The following is a 16880-nucleotide window of genomic DNA, read 5'->3' on the forward strand; positions in this document are numbered from 1 at the left end:
GCGGCTCGCGCCTTGCGATCAACTCCATCCCCTCAATCCACAAATATCAGCGCCGGCGTTTCCAGCAGCGCCTTGATCCGCTGGATGAACACCGCCGCGTCCCAGCCGTCGACCACCCGATGGTCGAAGCTCGACGACAGGTTCATCATCTTGCGCGGGATGAACTGGGTGCCGTCCCAGACCGGCCGCACCATCATCTTGTTGACGCCGACGATCGCCACTTCCGGGTGGTTGATCACCGGCGTCGTCGCCACGCCGCCCATGGCGCCGAGCGAGGTGATGGTGATGGTCGATCCCGACAGTTCGTCGCGGCTGGCCGTGCCCGACTTCGCCGCCTCGGCCAGGCGGTTGAGTTCGGCTGCGCAATCCCAGAGGTCGCGCGCCTCGGCATGCTTGACCACCGGCACCACCAGGCCCGACGGCGTCTGTGCGGCGATGCCGATGTGGACGCCGCCATGCTGATGGATGATGCCGGCCTCGTCGTCGAACAGCGCGTTGATGTTGGGCTGGTCGGCGATCGCCTTGACCATCGCCCGCATCAGGAACGGCAGCAGCGTCAGCTTCGGCCTTTCGAAACCCTTGCGCTTTTCCTTGTTGAGCGCGGCGCGCAATTCCTCGAGCGCGGTGACGTCGATCTCCTCGACATAGGTGATGTGCGGAATGCGTGACTTCGCCAGCGACATTTTCTCGGCGATCTTGCGTCGGAGCCCGATGACCTTGATGTCCTCGACGCTGTCATTGCGGGCGAGGCCCGATGCTTTCGCCACCTGCGGCCCGCGCGCCAGAAAAGCCTCGATGTCTTCATGGCTGATGCGGCCGGCCGGGCCGGTTCCCGATACCTGGCGCAGATCGATACCTGCCTCTTTGGCCCGCAGCCGAATGGCTGGCGATGCCAAGGGCTTTTCGCCCTCCGGGCGCGGCGCGCCGGAAACCCGCTCTGCGGCTTTTGGCGCGGGCGCCGGCGCGGCTTGCGCTGCCGGCTCAGCTGGCTTCGGTTTTGGTGCCGGAGCAGCTTCGGGCTTGGCCTTCGCCGGCTCTTCGGCCTTCGCCGTCTGCCCGGCCGCATCCGGCTTCACATTGCCCTCACCCGCCACTTTCAGCCGCACGATCGGCGAGCCTATCGCCACCGTGTCGCCGATCTCGGCACCCAGCCACAGGATCTCGCCATCGACCGGCGAGGGGATTTCCACCGTCGCCTTGTCGGTCATCACGGCGGCAAGCACGGAATCCTCGCGCACGAGATCGCCGACCTTGACGTGCCATTCCACAAGTTCCGCCTCGGCGACGCCTTCGCCGACATCGGGCAGCTTGATGATGTGTTCGCCCATCTTAAGCTCCCATGGTTTCAATGAGTGCGCGTCCGACACGGGCGGGGCCCGGGAAATACTCCCATTCCTGTGCATGCGGATAGGGCGTGTCCCAACCGGTGACGCGGGCCACCGGCGCTTCGAGGTGATAGAAACAATTCTCCTGCACCAGCGCCGAAAGCTCGGCGCCGAAGCCCGAGGTCAGCGTCGCTTCGTGCACGACGACGCAGCGCCCGGTCTTCTTCACCGAGGCGACGATCGTGTCGAGGTCGAGCGGCAGCAGCGTTCTTAGATCGATGATCTCGGCATCGATGCCGGTCTCCTCGACAGCAGCCTGCGCGACATAGACCATGGTGCCGTAGGCCAGAACGGTGACAGCCGAGCCTGCTCGGCGGATTGCCGCCTTGCCGAGCGGTACCGTGTAGTGCCCATCGGCGACTTCGCCCAGCTCATGCTTCGACCATGGCGTTACCGGCCGGTCGTGATGGCCGTCAAACGGGCCGTTATAGAGCCGCTTCGGCTCAAGGAAGATCACCGGATCGGGATCCTCGATGGCCGCAATCAGCAGCCCCTTGGCGTCATGCGGGTTGGACGGCACCACCGTCTTCAGACCCGACACATGAGTGAACAAGGCTTCGGGACTCTGGCTGTGCGTCTGGCCGCCAAAGATGCCGCCGCCGGTCGGCATGCGCACCACGATCGGACAGGTGAAATCGCCGTTCGAGCGGTAGCGCAGGCGGGCTGCTTCCTGTGTCAGCTGGTCGTAGGCCGGGTACATGTAGTCGGCAAACTGAATCTCGACGCAGGGCTTCAACCCATAGGCGGCCATGCCGATGGCCGAGCCGACAATGCCGGATTCGTTGATCGGCGCGTCGAAGCAGCGGCTCTTGCCGTATTTGGCCTGCAGGCCTTGCGTGCAGCGGAAGACACCGCCGAAAAAGCCGACATCCTCGCCATAGACGATGACGCGTTCGTCGCGCGCCATCGACACGTCCATGGCATCACGAATGGCCTCGATCATGGTGCGTCTTGGCATGGTCAGACCCCCGCCTGCTGGCGCTGCCGCCTCAGATGCGGCGGCATCTCGGCATAGAGCCCTTCGAACATGTCGCGGGTCGACGGCTTGCCGCCGGCATGCAGCGTGCCGTGGCTCTCGGCTTCCTTCTGCGCCGCGATCACCGTTTCGAGGATTTCCGCTTCGGCCTGCGCATGACGCTCGTCCGACCAGACGCCCTTGTGGATGAGATGGTTTTTCAGCCGCACGACCGGATCGCCGAGCGGCCAGGCGTCGGATTCGGTCTTCGGCCGGTAGGCCGACGGATCGTCCGAACTCGAATGCGCGCCGGCGCGGTAGGTGACATATTCGATCAGCGTCGGCCCAAGGTTCTGCCGCGCCCGCTCCGCCGCCCATTTGGCCACCGCGTGCACGGCGAGATAGTCATTGCCGTCGACGCGCAGCGACGGAATGCCGAAGCCAAGGCCGCGCGCGGCAAACGTACCGGAGCCTCCGCGGGCAATGCCTTGGAATGTCGAGATCGCCCACTGATTGTTGACGACGTTGAGGATGACCGGCGCCTTGTAGGTCGAAGCGAACACCAGCGCGGAATGGAAATCCGATTCGGCGGTCGAGCCGTCGCCGATCCAGGCCGCCGCGATTTTCGAATCGTTGGAAATCGCCGAGGCCATCGCCCAGCCGACCGCCTGGATGTACTGCGTCGCCAGATTGCCGGAGATCGAGAAGAAGCCGTGCTCCTTCGACGAATACATGATCGGCAGCTGCCGCCCTTTGAGCGGATCGGCCTCGTTGGAGTAGATCTGGTTCATCATCGTGACCATCGGATAGCCGTCGGCGATGAGCAGGCCGGCTTGCCGATAGGTCGGGAAATTCATGTCGCCGGGCGCCAGCGCCTTGCGGAAGGCGCAGCTCACCGCCTCTTCGCCGAGATGCTGCATGTAGAACGAGGTCTTGCCCTGGCGCTGCGCCATCTGCATGCGGGCGTCGAAGCTGCGCAGTGTCATCATATTGCGCAGGCCCTCGAGCAGTTCCTCGTCGGTAAGCAGCCCGGCCCATGGCCCGACCGCCTCGCCGTCGCGGTTCAGCACCCGGATGATCGAAAACGCCATGTCGCGGATGGTGCGCGGATCGACATCGATCTCCGGCCGCGGCGCCGAGCCGGCCTTGGGGATAGGCACGTTGGAAAAGTCAGGCGTCCCGCCCGGCCGCACCTCCGGCTCCGGCACATGAAACCGCAACATCCCAGCATCGGCCATGACCTTCATCCTCCAATGTTGCCTGGTCACGTATATCAACACATCTGCGCCGCCAGACCAGTGCGATTTCGTGAGGGCCAGAACGCGCACCCATCCTCCCGGTCATCGGCCTGTTCAGGGCCGATGCGGCACGCGGCGACAAGATGCAGATATAGCGGCGAAATTTCTTGTCGATGTTTTCAGGCTGCGCGCAATTAGGCGAATGGACATGATGGGTCCGGCGCAACAGCAGACAATTCTGCCATGTCAGCGCTGCCCCTCATTGCCCTGCCGGGCATTTCTCCCCGTATAGTGACGGGGAGAAAGGGGCTTGCCGCAGCCGGGCGCCATTCTTGCAGCGGTGGCGATTAGCGAAGCCAGCGACGAGAGCGACCCCTCTCCCCGTCACTATACGGGGAGAGGATGCCGGCAGGCAGGTGAGGGGCAGCGCTGTCGCCTGGATATGAGGCACCCGTCACTGCAGCCGCATAGAAACAGTCACACTTCACTGGCTCCCGTTCACTCCGCGCCCGCATCATGCTAACCACCCACCATGGCGCAGAAGAAAGGATACGAGGTCGATTCGTGGCTGGCGAAGCCGGACGCGCGCATCTCGATCGTCCTGCTTTACGGTCCCGACCGCGGCCTCGTTGCCGAACGCGCCAAAGCCTTTGCCGAAAAGACCGGCCTGCCGCTCGACGACCCTTTCTCGGTGGTTCGGCTCGACGGCGCGGAGGTCGATCGCGACCAGGGCCGGCTGCTCGACGAGGCCCGTACGGTGCCGATGTTTTCCGACCGACGGCTTTTATGGGTGCGCAACGCCAGTGGCCAGAGGCCGCTGGCCGAGGACGTCAAGGCGCTGACGGTAGAGCCCGCGCGCGACGCCATCATTCTGATCGAGGCTGGCGATCTCAAGAAGGGTGTCGGCCTGCGCGCCATCGTCGAGGCGGCCGACACCGCCATGGCGCTGCCTTGCTATGCCGACGAGGCCCGCGACATCGACGCCGTCATCGACGACGAGCTGCGCAAAGCTGGCATGTCGATGGCGCTCGACGCCCGCCAGGCGCTGCGCCGCAATCTCGGCGGCGACCGGCTGGCCTCACGCGGCGAGATCGAAAAGCTGGTGCTTTACGCGCACGGCCAGAGGGAAATAGGCCTCGACGACGTTAGGGCGATGTCCGGCGACGTCTCCGGCGCCTCCTTCGACGATGCCGTCGATGCGGTGCTGGAAGGCAAAGTCAGTGACTTCGACACCGCCTTCACCCGCCACTGCCTGTCCGGCGGCCAGCCTTTTCTTGTGCTGTCCTCGGCGATGCGGCAGTTCCAGCAGCTTCAGGTCATGCGTGGACAGATGGACTCCGCCGGCCGCAACGCTGGCTCCGCGGTTGCGGGCGCAAGGCCTCCGGTCTTTTTCTCCAGGCGCAAGCTGGTGGAAAAGGCGCTGGAGCGCTGGAGCGTCGATGCGCTCAGCCGTGCGCTGAACCGGCTGCAATCGGCCGTGCTACAGACCAGGCGCAGGCCGGACCTGTCCGAAGCGTTGGCGCGCCAGGCGCTGCTCGGCATTGCGGTGGAGAGTGCGAGATTGGGGCAGCGCGGCTGATCTTCCCCCTCGAGGGGGAGATGTCGCCGAAGGCGACAGAGGGGGTCGTCTCAGCTGCCTCGACCTCATCCTTGATGAAAAAGGGGTCGCGCTTCACGCGATGCGACCCTTTCTGGCCTGCCGGCCATCTCCCCCTCGAGGGGGGAGATAAGCAGCTCCACCGCTGCCGCCATCCGTCAATCCATGATCATGGCTTCCATGGGCTGGAAGGTTGGCAGCGCCTGCGGAAAGACCAACACCGCTGCGCCATAAAGGAGCAGAGCGACACCCGACAGCTTTGCGATCCTCTCCCCTGACGGCAGGGTCTTTTCTGCAAAGATCAGCAAGGTGACCACAGCCATCGCGGCGATGTTCACGATCCCGAGAGGAAAAAGAGCGAGGAACAAAAGCCAGCAGCAGCCCAGGCAAAAAAGCCCATGCTCCAGGCCCATGCGTACCGCGCCCCACTGACCATCGCGCCATGAGGTCAGGATGAAACCAATGGGCGTGCGGCATTTGGCCAGGCACAGATCCTTCAGCGGAGAAAGTTGATAGGCGCCTGCCATCAACAGCAGCGCGCCGCCGATGCGCGCGGCCGTGGCGGCGGACATTCCCGCATGCGCTGCAATGAGCTCTCCGCCCGCCGCACCGGCAAAGGCGAGCGCACCCATCGCGCCCCAAAGCAGCATGCAGCCACGAAAAACCAGGTCGAGACAAAAGTCTCGCCGCGCCCCCGTTTGCCGGCCTGAACGCGATGAAACGTCAGCACCATGGCCGCGGCGGTAGGGAACATCATGGCAATCATCATGATCATCCAGACGGCAAGAAACAGCGGCGCCTTCATCCCCATGGTGGGTGAGTACATGCGCATGTCCGCGTCCATGCCGATCCACTGCCAGACAAGCACGGTCCACGCTGCCGCGGCGACAACAATCAGCAGCGCGAGAATGACGTTTCGCTGCAAGATCAGCGCCATGGGCTAAGTCCGTTGCGGCCGGGAACTACTGCTGGCCGGACCAATTGATCGGGGCATAGGTGCCCGTTTCGGCGGGAATTATCCCAGCTCATGTCGTGGTCGCTGAATGTGCCTTCCGCCCCCATCGCCAGAGCGAGCCAGTCGGGGTTGACCAGATGGCCGGTGGCCGCCCACATCTGCCCGTCCTCGCGCATTGTCGGCAACTGTTCGACCGCCATCTGCATGATGCCCGCAATCTGCGCCGACCGCTTCTTGCCGTCGATCCGGTAGCTTATCGGTACCTTCTTGGCTCCGAGGTTCGTGCCGATCATGGGTGCCAGCACCGCCATCGGACCGCCTGCAGCGCCGGTGAAGATCGCGCCCAGCGCTTCTGTTTGCTTATCGTCGGCCTGTTCGTCGATATACGCGGCAGCCGTCCAATTTCCGTCCGCCATCGGACCCGGCGCGTGAGCAACCATCGCAACATTGAGGCCATCCAGCCGAACGTCACCGTATTTGCCGGTATCGATACGAAAGACCAGGCCAACGTCGCAAACGCCTTGCGTCGGCTTCGATGTCAGCTGCGCGTTGGTCGACAGCAGGCAAGGACACACGACATCGCAGTTGCAATTTTCGAAGTAACTTCCAGACAGTTGCCAACTGACCGCCATTTGCACCTCCCCACTTGCTTCGGGCACGTCGGCATCGCATGGGCGAGGTGGTGCCGTTCACAAATGGTGCAGTAACGGCAATTGGCCTCGCCGCGACTGATCGGCACGCTAGGGCAGATAATTTAAGCCATATCTAATTTAGGCTACGCCGTTGCCCGGCACTGTCCAGACGCAACGCCAATACTGGCGATTGGCGAAAGCAGCGGCAACGTTTCGATCTCCCCGTTGAGGAGTGGTCCGCGCAGCGGACGGAAAGCCAATTGCTTGGCTTTTCGAGCGACGACCGGCTGGCAAGCCAGAGGGGGCGCGCTGTCCCGCCGACAGCCCATCGCAGGATAAATCCTTGGCGGACTGTAGCCTCGCAGGTACGGACGCTTGCGTTTCCTTCGGCCCCCATAGCGGGCGTGCTTTTTGGTGAATATCACCAATATATCAGCGCTAAAACCTAAGCTTAAGCCAAAACTTCGTTCGCCGGCTAAATACCGTGGCGCCTCAATCGCCTAGCGCTCGTCCTTCAACCGCCGGCACAACTCGTCGAGCTGCTCCAGGCTGCGGTAATTCACGCGGATCGCGCCGCCCTTGCCCTTGTGCTCGATGGTCACGATCATGCCGATCGTGTCGGTCATCAGCTTTTCCAGCGCCAGCGTATCGGCGTCCTTGTCCGATGCACCCTGCGCCGGCTTGGCCTTGGGCGGCGTGCCGCCTGCCGGCATCTGCGCCAGCGCCTCGGCCTGGCGCACCGAAAGCCCTTCCTCGACAATCTGCTTGGCGAGCCCAGCCGGATCCTGCGCCGTCACCAGCGTGCGGGCATGGCCTGCCGACAGCGCGCCGTCGACCAGCATGTCTCTGATAACGTCGGGCAGCTTCAACAGACGCAGCGTGTTGGCGACATGGCTGCGACTTTTGCCGATGACATTGCCGAGATCGGCCTGGGTGTAGCCGTGGTCGTCGATCAGTTGCTGGTAGCCCATCGCTTCCTCGACCGGGTTGAGGTCGGTGCGCTGGACATTTTCGATGATCGCCAGCTCAAGCGCCGTGCGGTCGTTGACGTCGCGCACGATGATCGGGATCTCTGTCAGCCCGGCGCGCTGAGCGGCACGCCAGCGCCGTTCGCCGGCGATGATCTCGTAGCGGCCGGCCTGCGTCGGCGACGGCCGGGCCACCACCGGCTGCACCACGCCATGCTCGCGGATCGATTGCGCCAGGTCGGTCAGATCGGCGTCGCCAAAATGCCGGCGCGGGTTTCTCGGATTCGGGCTCAGGAATTCGATCGGCACCTTGCCGTCGGCGCTCGCAGCCGGCTTTTCAGCCACGGCCGGACGATCGATCTCGCCGATCAGAGCCGCCAGTCCGCGCCCCAGTCTTTTTCTCGAAAGGTCTTCGCTCATCTCTGTTCCAGGTCTTCAAATCGTTTCGGTATCGAATCGGCTTGGTTTATGAACCAACCCTAATTAAGCGGCGCGCAATTTACGCTCGCGGCGGATCACTTCGGAGGCCAGCTGCAGATAGGCCTGGCTGCCCGAGCACTTCAAATCATAGAGAATCGCCGGCTTGCCGTAGGACGGCGCCTCCGACACCCGCACATTGCGCGGAATGATGGTCTCGTAAACCTTGTCGCCCATATGCGCGCGGACATCCTGCACCACCTGGTTGGCGAGGTTGTTACGGCCGTCATACATGGTCAGCACGATGCCCTGAATGATCAGATCCGGATTGATCGTGCGGCGCACCTGCTCGACCGTTTCGAGCAGTTGGCTGAGACCCTCCAGCGCGAAGAATTCGCATTGCAGCGGCACAAGAACAGAATCGGCTGCCGCCATTGAATTCAAAGTCAAAAGGTTGAGCGATGGCGGGCAGTCGATCAGCACATAGCCGAATGGCGCGCCACGCTCGGACGCGGCACGCAGCGCATTGCGCAGCTTCAGCACCCGGTCGGGCGCCGAGGCGATTTCCATCTCGATGCCGAGCAGGTCGAGCGTCGACGGCACGATCGACAGGCCAGGCACCGCCGTCGGGATCGCTGCGGCTTCCAGGTCAAGCTCGCCGGTCAGTACGTCATAGGACGACACCGTGCGGTCCTTGCGGTCGATACCGAGACCCGTCGAGGCATTGCCTTGCGGGTCAAGATCGACAATCAGCACCTTTTCGCCGATGGCGGCCAGCGCCGTGGCCAGATTGATGGCGGTGGTGGTCTTGCCGACGCCGCCCTTCTGGTTGGCGACGGTGATGATGCGGGGGCCAGTTTTCATGGGTCTATGCCAAATATTCATTTCGCGGGGTCACCAAAAGGGTCGTCAAAGCGGTTGCGAAGGGAAGCCTACGCAGCCCGCAGATCGGTCACTTCGAGGATGACGCCATGGGCGTCGGTCATGCTCGGATGTTCTACCAGATCGAAGGCCCAGCGGTGAGTGCTTTCTTCCACTTCGGCGCGGTAATCCCGGCCTTTGTGGAACAGCGCCTTCGACCCCTTGGTCAGCCATGGCGCCGACAGATCGAGCAGCGCGGGTAGGGCGGCAAGCGCCCGTGCTGTCACAATTTCCGGCGTGGAAACAAGAGCATAGCTGTCGTCGATGCGCCGGGCGACGACCCGAGCCGGCAAACCGAACTGGCCGATCACCGCCTGCAGGAACGATGCCTTCTTGCGGTTGCTCTCGACCAGATCGATCGACGCCCCGTCCCGCTCGACCAACAGGAAAGCCAGCACCAGGCCCGGAAAACCGCCGCCCGAACCGAGATCGGCCCAGCGTTTTGCCTCAGGTGCGATTCGCGCCAGCTGCGCGCTGTCCAGGATATGGCGGCCCCAGACATCGTCCAGCGTCGATGGCGCGGCAAGGTTGATGCTGCGGTTCCATTTCAGGAACAGCTGTTGGAACGCCGCCAGACGTTCGAATGTTTCACGTGAAACCGGTCCCGCTGCTTCCTGCAGGCTCGTCCATGAGGCAGCGCTCACGCAACGGCCCTTTGCGCAGCCGATTCGGCATTGCGGACATGCGCGACGATGATCGCCAGCGCCGCCGGCGTCATGCCCTCCATGCGCTGCGCATCCGCAATCGAGCGCGGCTGCCGCGTCCGCATCTTCTGCTTCAGCTCATTGGAAAGTCCTGGAACATCTGCAAAATCGACAGAGGTAGGGATCAGCCGGCTTTCCTCGTGCCGGATCTGCGCGACATCAGCCTGCTGACGATCGAGATAAACCGAATATTTCGCTTCCGTTTCGAGCCGCTCTGCGGTCTTGGCGTCGACGGCGCCGAATGCCGGCGCGACGCGGGTCAACCAGGCAACATCCACACCTGGATAGGCCAGCAACTCATAGGCGGAGCGGCGCACACCGTCTCTGTTGACCTCCAGCCCGTGACGCGCCGCTTCATTGGGCGTCATCGTCGTAGCAACCGCCAGTTCGCGCGCCTTCTCAAGGTCAACGGTGACCTGGTTGAACCGCTGCGTTCGCTCCTGCGATACAATTCCAAGCTTCGTCGCCAGCGGCGTCAGGCGCTCGTCAGCATTATCGGCGCGCAGCGACAGCCGGAACTCAGCCCGCGACGTAAACATGCGGTAGGGTTCGGCAATGCCGCGGCTGGTCAAATCGTCGACCATCACGCCGATATAGGCCTCGGTCCTGCTGAGCACGATCTGGTCACCGGCCGACGCCTTGCGCGCGGCATTCAGCCCGGCGAGCAAGCCTTGCGCGCCGGCTTCTTCATAACCAGTGGTGCCGTTGATCTGCCCGGCGAGGAACAGGCCGGCAATGCGTTTGGTCTCCAGCGTTGGCTCGAGCTCGCGCGGATCGACATGATCATATTCGATGGCATAGCCCGGCTGCAACATGGTCGCCCGCTCCAGGCCGGGGATGGTCTTCAGAATGTCGAGCTGCACATCCTCGGGCAAGGAAGTCGAAATGCCATTGGGGTAGACGGTGTCGTCGTCGAGCCCTTCCGGCTCGAGAAAAATCTGATGGCCTTCGCGATCGCCGAACTTGACGATCTTGTCCTCGATCGACGGGCAATAACGCGGACCGACCCCTTCGATCGAGCCAGAATACATGGCCGAGCGGCCGAGATTGGCGCGGATGAGGTCGTGGGTGGCCGGCGTCGTGCGGGTGATGCCGCAATGGATCTGCGGATTCTTGATCGTATCGGTCAGCAGCGAGAACGGCGAGGGATGCTCATCCGCCGCCTGGCTTTCCAGCGACTCCCAGTCAATGGTGCGGCCATCGAGCCGCGGCGGTGTGCCGGTCTTCAGTCGGCCGAGCGCAAATCCCGCGCGGCTCATCGTTGCCGACAGGCCAAGGCTCGCCTGCTCGTTCATGCGACCGGCGACGATTTTCTTCTCACCAATATGGATAAGGCCGCGCAGGAAGGTCCCGGTGGTCAGCACGACGGCGCCACAGACCAGTCGCCGCCCGTCGGCCAGCAGCACGGCGGCGATACGTCCTTCTTCGATCTCAAAATCCAGAACCTCGCCCTCGACGACGTCGAGATCGTTCTGCTGCCGAATCGCTTCCTGCATGGCCAGCCGATAAAGCTTGCGATCGGCCTGGGTGCGCGGCCCGCGGACGGCAGGGCCTTTGCGCCGGTTGAGCAGCCGAAACTGGATGCCGGCCGCGTCGGCGACCCGCCCCATCAGCCCGTCCATGGCGTCAATCTCGCGCACCAGATGGCCCTTGCCGAGCCCACCGATGGCCGGATTGCAGGACATGACGCCGATCGTATCGAAGCGCAGCGTGACCAGCGCCGTCCTGGCGCCGGCGCGCGCCGAAGCACTGGCCGCCTCGCACCCGGCATGGCCGCCGCCCACCACAACCACATCATAGTGATCGATCATTTTCCGTTCCAGATTCAGAGATTGCCCGACACATGTCCCTGCGAGGCGGCGCTGTCAAGGATGGCAGGGCTACCGTTTGACGTGAGATCGCACGAAAGTCCTACGCTCGCGGTGTTTCACGTGAGTCAAAGCCTTGGTGGATAATCACTTTTGGACAGCGCTGCCGCCTGCCGGCACCTCCCCCCGTATAATAACGGGAGAAGGATGGCTTCCGCGTCGGCGCCAAACCTCCACGTTGGCAGATAGCGAAACCGTCGATGACATCATCTTTCTCCCCGTCCCTATACGGGGAGAAATGTCTGGCAGGACAATGAGGGGCGGCGCTTACTTCCGAAGAGGGAGAGTGCTTGTTTCACGTGAAACGACCCGGCAGCCACGTTTCACCTGAATCACCCCATGCGCAGCGCCGCACTTGTTTCACGTGAGTCACTTTCCAATGCAGAACTGCGAGAAGATTACGTCGAGCAAATCCTCGACATCGACCGCACCGACGATGCGACCTAGTCGGTCCGCGGCAAGGCGTAACTCTTCCGCCCGCAGTTCCTGGCCGCGCTCTTGCCCCGACAAAGCCGAGGTCAGAAAGCGCCTGGTCTCGCTGAGCAACTCCACATGCCGCAACCGTGACGGCAGGATGTCACCGGCATCGCCGATCGCGGCGGCGGCGCGCGCTCCGATCTCCGCCAGCAGTTCGGCTAACCCAGTGCCTTCCACGGTCGAGATCGTCGCGTCATAGGCACCAGCCGTAGGGTCACCTTTCAGCAGATCAACCTTAGAGCCAATCTTCAGAACTGGGACGTTGACCGGCGTCGCTCCAACAGCCACAGGGTTAGTCAGATCCTCCAGCAGCAACACGAGATCAGCTGTGTGCGCCTTGGCCCGTGCCTTCTCAATGCCGATGGCTTCGACCTTGCCAGGCGCTTCGCGCAGGCCCGCCGTGTCGGTCACCCTTACCCGCACGCCGTTGAGGTCCAGCACCACCTCAAGCAAATCCCGCGTCGTGCCCGGTTCATCGGTGACGATCGCGGCCTCACGCCGGGCCAGCGCGTTGAACAGACTGGACTTACCGGCATTCGGCGCGCCGAGGATGACGACCTCGAACCCGTCGCGAATGATTTCCGCGGCATGGAAACCGTCGATATGGCGGCTGATCTCATCAATCATAGCCCGGACATTCGACCAGACCGTATCCGAAACGGACCCGGGGACGTCCTCCTCGTCAGAGAAGTCGATCTCGGCCTCAATCATTGCCCGTGCATGAATTAGCCGCCGGCGCCACCCGAGATAGAGCGCGCTTTGCGCGCCCTCGGCATTCTGCACCGCCAAGCGGCGCTGCGCTTCGGTTTCGGCGTTGACCAGATCGGCGAGCGCCTCGGTCTCGACCAGATCGAGTTTGCCGTTGAGAAAGGCACGGCGCGTGAATTCGCCCGGTTCGGCATGACGCACACCGTCAAAGCCGGCGATCGTCTCCAGTATCCTGCCGGCGACGGCGCGGCCGCCATGGACGTGGAATTCGGCGACATCTTCGCCGGTAAAACTGGCCGGCCCAGGAAAGAACAGTACCAGGCCGTTGTCGATAAGCGATCCGTCGTCCGCCCGGAGCTTGCGCAGGGTAGCAACACGGTCCCTAACCATGCCGCCGGCAATCGTTTCGACAACGAATCGAGTCTTCGGCCCGGAAATGCGAATGACAGCGATGCCGGCGGGGAGGCGGCCGCTGGACAGCGCAACTATCGAATCGTCTGAAATCATTTGCCCGCTCTAGCCAATCGCCCTAGCTTGAAACCCATCCCGACACCGCCAAACCGAGCTTGCCCGCCCCGTGACCTTGCCTGCGCAAAACCTGCTTGCCGAAGAAGCCAGCCCCTATCTGCAGCAGCACAGCGGCAATCCCGTGCATTGGCGGGCCTGGTCGCCGGCGGCACTGGCCGAAGCCAAGGCTTTGCAGCGGCCAATCCTGCTCTCGATCGGCTACGCCGCCTGCCACTGGTGCCATGTCATGGCGCATGAAAGTTTCGAAAACGAGCAAGTCGCCGCCGTCATGAACCGGCTGTTCGTCAATATCAAGGTCGATCGCGAGGAGCGGCCGGACATCGACCAGATCTATATGGCCGCTCTGTCGTCGATGGGCGAGCCGGGCGGCTGGCCGCTGACAATGTTCCTCAACCCCGACGGCAAGCCGTTCTGGGGCGGCACTTATTTCCCGCGCGAGTCGCGTTATGGCCGCCCGGGCTTCATCCAGGTGATGGAAGCAGTCGACAAGGCCTGGCGCGAGAAGCGGCAAAGCCTGGACCAGAGCGCCGACGGCCTGACCGGCCACGTCGAGGCGCGCCTGGCCGGCGTTCACGCCAAGGCCCTGCTCGACAAAGCGACGCTCAGCGATCTCGCCGGCCGCATCGACGGCATGATCGACCGCGATCTCGGCGGCTTAAGCGGCGCGCCAAAGTTTCCCAACGCGCCGTTCATGCACACGCTGTGGCTGTCCTGGCTGCGCGACGGCGTCGCATCGCATCGCGACGCCGTTCTCATCAGCCTGGAAAAGATGCTGGCCGGCGGCATTTACGATCATGTCGGCGGCGGGCTGAGCCGCTATTCCACCGATGCCGAGTGGCTGGTGCCGCATTTCGAGAAGATGCTCTACGACAACGCGCAGTTGATCCGCCTGTGCAACTGGGCCTATGCCGCGACCGGCAACGATTTGTTCCGGATACGAATCGAAGACACGGTCGCCTGGCTGCTGCGCGAAATGCGCGTCGACGGCGGCGCCTTCGCCGCCAGCCTCGATGCCGACAGCGACGGCGAGGAGGGGCTTTTCTATACCTGGAGCAAGGATGAGCTCGAAACCGTGCTCGGCGACGATTCAGCCTTGTTTTTCAAATACTTCACGCTCTCCGCACCGCATGGCTGGGAGGGCAAACCGATTGTCCATCAGACGGGCGCTCAACAAAGCCAGAGTGTGCCTGACCGGGAGCTGCTCATCCCGTTGAAGGCAAGGTTGTTGGCTGCGCGGGAGCAGCGCATCCGGCCGGGCAGGGACGGCAAGGCGCTGACCGACTGGAATGGCCTGATGATTACCGCGCTCGCCGAAGCCGGCCGCTCGCTGGACCGGCGCGACTGGATCGACGCGGCCCTAAAGGCATTCGATCACATTGCCCAAGCCAGCCAGAACGGCCGCCTGCCTCACTCCATGCTCGGCGCCAAGAAACTGTTCCCCGCACTGTCCAGCGACTATGCCGCGATGACCAATGCGGCGATCGCTCTGTTCGAAGCGACAGGCGATTCGACCTATGTCGATCGGGCAAGGCTGTTCATCGACCAGCTGGATCGCTGGCACCGGGACAGCGACGGGACCGGTTACTACCTGACGGCGTCCGACAGCACCGATGTGCCGATCCGCATCCGCGGCGATGTCGACGAGGCCATTTCTTCTGCCACCAGCCAGATTATCGAGGCGTTGGTGCAACTGGCTTCAGTCACCGGCGATGTCGATCTGCAGGACAAATCCTGGCGGGTCGCTGAGCATGCCATGGGGCGGGCAGGGCATCAGTCCTATGGTCAGGCAGGCATCGTTAACGCCTGTGCACTGGCGCTTGAGCCGCTGAAGCTAATTCTGGTCGACTCACCAGAGAGTCCAAGCTTCGTTCCGGTTACGAATCGGAATCCCGATCCGCGCCGCGTCGATATTGTCGTGGCGATCGGAACGGAAGCGAATCGACCGTCCTTGCCGGGCGGCATCCTGCCGCCGACGGATAGACCGGGCGCATGGTTCTGCACAGGGCAGGTGTGCCTACCGGTGGTTACGGATGCTGGGGAGTTGGAGCGGCTGTTGCGGCGGAAGTAGCGCGTCTTGCCCTCCCCCTGGTGGGAGGGTTGGCTCATGATCGTAGCGAAGCGTAGATCGTGAGACGGGGTGGGGCACTCGTAAAGCGCTTTCGTCGCGCGGACCCGCTCACTTCGTTCGCGACCCTCCCCACAAGGGGGAGGGTAAGCTTACGTATTCATCGAATCGAAGAAATCCGCATTCGTCTTGGTCTGCTTCAGCTTGTCGATGAGGAACTCGATCGCGTCGGTGGTGCCCATCGGCGCCAGGATGCGGCGCAGAACGAAGATCTTCTGCAGATCCTGCTTGGAGACCAGCAGGTCCTCCTTGCGGGTGCCGGACTTCAAGATGTCCATGGCCGGGTAGATGCGCTTGTCGGCGACCTTGCGGTCGAGCTGGATTTCGCAGTTGCCGGTGCCCTTGAACTCTTCGAAGATGACTTCGTCCATACGGCTGCCGGTGTCGATCAGGGCGGTGGCGATGATGGTCAGCGAGCCGCCTTCCTCGATGTTGCGGGCGGCGCCGAAGAAGCGCTTCGGCCGCTGCAGCGCATTGGCGTCGACACCGCCCGTCAGCACCTTGCCGGATGACGGCACCACGGTGTTGTAGGCGCGGCCGAGGCGGGTGATCGAATCGAGTAGGATGACGACGTCGCGGCCATGCTCGACCAGGCGCTTGGCCTTCTCGATGACCATTTCGGCGACCTGGACGTGACGCACCGCCGGCTCGTCGAAGGTCGAGGAGATCACCTCGCCCTTCACCGAGCGCTGCATGTCGGTCACTTCCTCGGGCCGCTCGTCGATCAGAAGCACGATCAGATAGCATTCCGGATGGTTGGCGGTGATCGAATGCGCGATGTTCTGCATCAGCACGGTTTTACCGGTGCGCGGCTGCGCGTTGATCAGAGCGCGCTGTCCCTTGCCGATCGGCGCCACCAGGTCGATGACGCGTGGCGAGATGTCTTTGCTGGTCGGATTGTCGATCTCCATCTTCAGCCGCTTGGTCGGGTAGAGCGGCGTCAGATTGTCGAAATGGATCTTGTGGCGGATCTTTTCGGGATCGTCGAAATTGATGGTGTTGACCTTGAGCAGGGCGAAATAGCGCTCGCCCTCTTTCGGGCTGCGGATCGGCCCTTCGACGGTGTCGCCGGTCTTCAGCGAGAAGCGGCGGATCTGCGAGGGCGAGATGTAGATATCGTCGGGACCGGGCAGGTAGTTGGCGTTGGCGGAGCGCAGGAAACCGAAACCGTCCTGCAGCACCTCGACCACACCGTCACCGATGATCTCGATTTCCTGGGCGGCCAGTTTCTTCAGGATGGCGAACATCAGCTCCTGCTTGCGCATGACGCTGGCGTTTTCCACCTCGAGCGATTCGGCATAAGCGATCAGCTCTGGCGGTTTCTTGTTCTTGAACTCTGCGAGTTTCATTTCTTGCATAGACGGACTCTGAGTAGGCTTTTTGAGGGAAATATCGGCTGGAT

Annotated in this window: 14 protein-coding genes; 2 read left to right on the forward strand and 12 right to left on the reverse strand. The window is 63.0% G+C overall.

The genetic code is table 11. The features are described from left to right. Nucleotides 1-32 precede the first annotated feature (32 nt). From AC1D1N_RS03740 to AC1D1N_RS03750, 3 genes are read right to left on the reverse strand one after another with little or no spacing between them, the layout of a single operon-like run. Nucleotides 33-1328: a dihydrolipoamide acetyltransferase family protein gene (locus AC1D1N_RS03740; RefSeq protein ID WP_477346680.1), complete on the reverse strand. Its 1296-nt coding sequence runs from the start codon at nucleotides 1326-1328 to the stop codon at nucleotides 33-35. Between the two features lies 1 nt (nucleotide 1329). Continuing rightward, nucleotides 1330-2343 (reverse strand): alpha-ketoacid dehydrogenase subunit beta, encoded by a 1014-nt coding sequence (locus tag AC1D1N_RS03745; protein WP_352583160.1) that lies wholly within the window; start codon nucleotides 2341-2343, stop codon nucleotides 1330-1332. 2 nt (nucleotides 2344-2345) lie between these two features. After that, a complete protein-coding gene (locus AC1D1N_RS03750) occupies nucleotides 2346-3578 on the reverse strand; it encodes a thiamine pyrophosphate-dependent enzyme (protein ID WP_477346682.1) in 1233 nt (410 codons plus the stop codon). Between the two features lie 532 nt (nucleotides 3579-4110). Between AC1D1N_RS03750 and holA the strand changes: the two genes are divergently transcribed. Then, entirely contained in the window at nucleotides 4111-5157 is a 1047-nt protein-coding gene (holA, locus tag AC1D1N_RS03755) for a DNA polymerase III subunit delta (protein WP_477346683.1), read from the forward strand. Nucleotides 5158-5333: 176 nt separating this feature from the next. Here holA and AC1D1N_RS03760 read toward each other — a convergent pair whose 3' ends face one another. The 8 genes from AC1D1N_RS03760 to mnmE all read right to left on the reverse strand — a co-directional run bounded on the left by AC1D1N_RS03760 (nucleotide 5334) and on the right by mnmE (nucleotide 13332). Continuing rightward, nucleotides 5334-5747: a DUF2182 domain-containing protein gene (locus AC1D1N_RS03760; protein WP_477346685.1), complete on the reverse strand. Its 414-nt coding sequence runs from the start codon at nucleotides 5745-5747 to the stop codon at nucleotides 5334-5336. Further along, nucleotides 5702-6112, reverse strand: coding sequence for a copper chaperone (locus AC1D1N_RS03765; protein ID WP_477346687.1), 411 nt, complete (start codon nucleotides 6110-6112; stop codon nucleotides 5702-5704). The genes AC1D1N_RS03760 and AC1D1N_RS03765 overlap by 46 nt, the downstream gene beginning before the upstream one ends. After that, on the reverse strand, nucleotides 6103-6762 hold the full coding sequence (locus AC1D1N_RS03770) for a DUF1326 domain-containing protein (RefSeq protein ID WP_477346689.1): 660 nt from the start codon (nucleotides 6760-6762) through the stop codon (nucleotides 6103-6105). The genes AC1D1N_RS03765 and AC1D1N_RS03770 overlap by 10 nt, the downstream gene beginning before the upstream one ends. Before the next feature lie 500 nt (nucleotides 6763-7262). Beyond that, nucleotides 7263-8150, reverse strand: a complete 888-nt coding sequence (locus tag AC1D1N_RS03775) for a ParB/RepB/Spo0J family partition protein (protein ID WP_477346691.1) — start codon at nucleotides 8148-8150, stop codon at nucleotides 7263-7265. Nucleotides 8151-8213: 63 nt separating this feature from the next. Then, complete coding sequence (locus tag AC1D1N_RS03780; protein ID WP_112560215.1) at nucleotides 8214-9011, reverse strand: ParA family protein; 798 nt, start codon at nucleotides 9009-9011, stop codon at nucleotides 8214-8216. 68 nt (nucleotides 9012-9079) lie between these two features. Further along, nucleotides 9080-9712: a 16S rRNA (guanine(527)-N(7))-methyltransferase RsmG gene (gene rsmG, locus AC1D1N_RS03785; RefSeq protein WP_112560216.1), complete on the reverse strand. Its 633-nt coding sequence runs from the start codon at nucleotides 9710-9712 to the stop codon at nucleotides 9080-9082. Further along, nucleotides 9709-11583, reverse strand: a complete 1875-nt coding sequence (gene mnmG, locus AC1D1N_RS03790; RefSeq protein WP_477346693.1) for a tRNA uridine-5-carboxymethylaminomethyl(34) synthesis enzyme MnmG — start codon at nucleotides 11581-11583, stop codon at nucleotides 9709-9711. The genes rsmG and mnmG overlap by 4 nt, the downstream gene beginning before the upstream one ends. Nucleotides 11584-12009: 426 nt before the next feature. Next, nucleotides 12010-13332, reverse strand: a complete 1323-nt coding sequence (gene mnmE, locus AC1D1N_RS03795) for a tRNA uridine-5-carboxymethylaminomethyl(34) synthesis GTPase MnmE (protein ID WP_477346695.1) — start codon at nucleotides 13330-13332, stop codon at nucleotides 12010-12012. A gap of 70 nt (nucleotides 13333-13402) precedes the next feature. Between mnmE and AC1D1N_RS03800 the strand changes: the two genes are divergently transcribed. Beyond that, nucleotides 13403-15421 carry a thioredoxin domain-containing protein gene (locus AC1D1N_RS03800; protein ID WP_477346697.1) on the forward strand — a complete coding sequence of 673 codons (2019 nt, stop codon included), beginning with the start codon at nucleotides 13403-13405 and terminating at the stop codon, nucleotides 15419-15421. Between the two features lie 149 nt (nucleotides 15422-15570). Here the strand turns inward: AC1D1N_RS03800 and rho are convergent, their stop codons facing one another. Then, nucleotides 15571-16836, reverse strand: a complete 1266-nt coding sequence (gene rho / locus AC1D1N_RS03805; RefSeq protein ID WP_112560220.1) for a transcription termination factor Rho — start codon at nucleotides 16834-16836, stop codon at nucleotides 15571-15573. Nucleotides 16837-16880: the final 44 nt, after the last annotated feature.

It is taken from the genome of Mesorhizobium sp. P2_B5, from assembly GCF_056404775.1.

Bases quoted from the DNA above. Each gene is read 5' to 3' on its own strand.
- AC1D1N_RS03740 (WP_477346680.1), bottom strand. From the start codon at position 1,328: ATGGGCGAACACATCATCAAGCTGCCCGATGTCGGCGAAGGCGTCGCC.
- AC1D1N_RS03745 (WP_352583160.1), bottom strand. From the start codon at position 2,343: ATGCCAAGACGCACCATGATCGAGGCCATTCGTGATGCCATGGACGTG.
- AC1D1N_RS03750 (WP_477346682.1), bottom strand. From the start codon at position 3,578: ATGGCCGATGCTGGGATGTTGCGGTTTCATGTGCCGGAGCCGGAGGTG.
- holA (WP_477346683.1), top strand. From the start codon at position 4,111: ATGGCGCAGAAGAAAGGATACGAGGTCGATTCGTGGCTGGCGAAGCCG.
- AC1D1N_RS03760 (WP_477346685.1), bottom strand. From the start codon at position 5,747: ATGTCCGCCGCCACGGCCGCGCGCATCGGCGGCGCGCTGCTGTTGATG.
- AC1D1N_RS03765 (WP_477346687.1), bottom strand. From the start codon at position 6,112: ATGGCGCTGATCTTGCAGCGAAACGTCATTCTCGCGCTGCTGATTGTT.
- AC1D1N_RS03770 (WP_477346689.1), bottom strand. From the start codon at position 6,762: ATGGCGGTCAGTTGGCAACTGTCTGGAAGTTACTTCGAAAATTGCAAC.
- AC1D1N_RS03775 (WP_477346691.1), bottom strand. From the start codon at position 8,150: ATGAGCGAAGACCTTTCGAGAAAAAGACTGGGGCGCGGACTGGCGGCT.
- AC1D1N_RS03780 (WP_112560215.1), bottom strand. From the start codon at position 9,011: ATGAAAACTGGCCCCCGCATCATCACCGTCGCCAACCAGAAGGGCGGC.
- mnmG (WP_477346693.1), bottom strand. From the start codon at position 11,583: ATGATCGATCACTATGATGTGGTTGTGGTGGGCGGCGGCCATGCCGGG.
- mnmE (WP_477346695.1), bottom strand. From the start codon at position 13,332: ATGATTTCAGACGATTCGATAGTTGCGCTGTCCAGCGGCCGCCTCCCC.
- rho (WP_112560220.1), bottom strand. From the start codon at position 16,836: ATGCAAGAAATGAAACTCGCAGAGTTCAAGAACAAGAAACCGCCAGAG.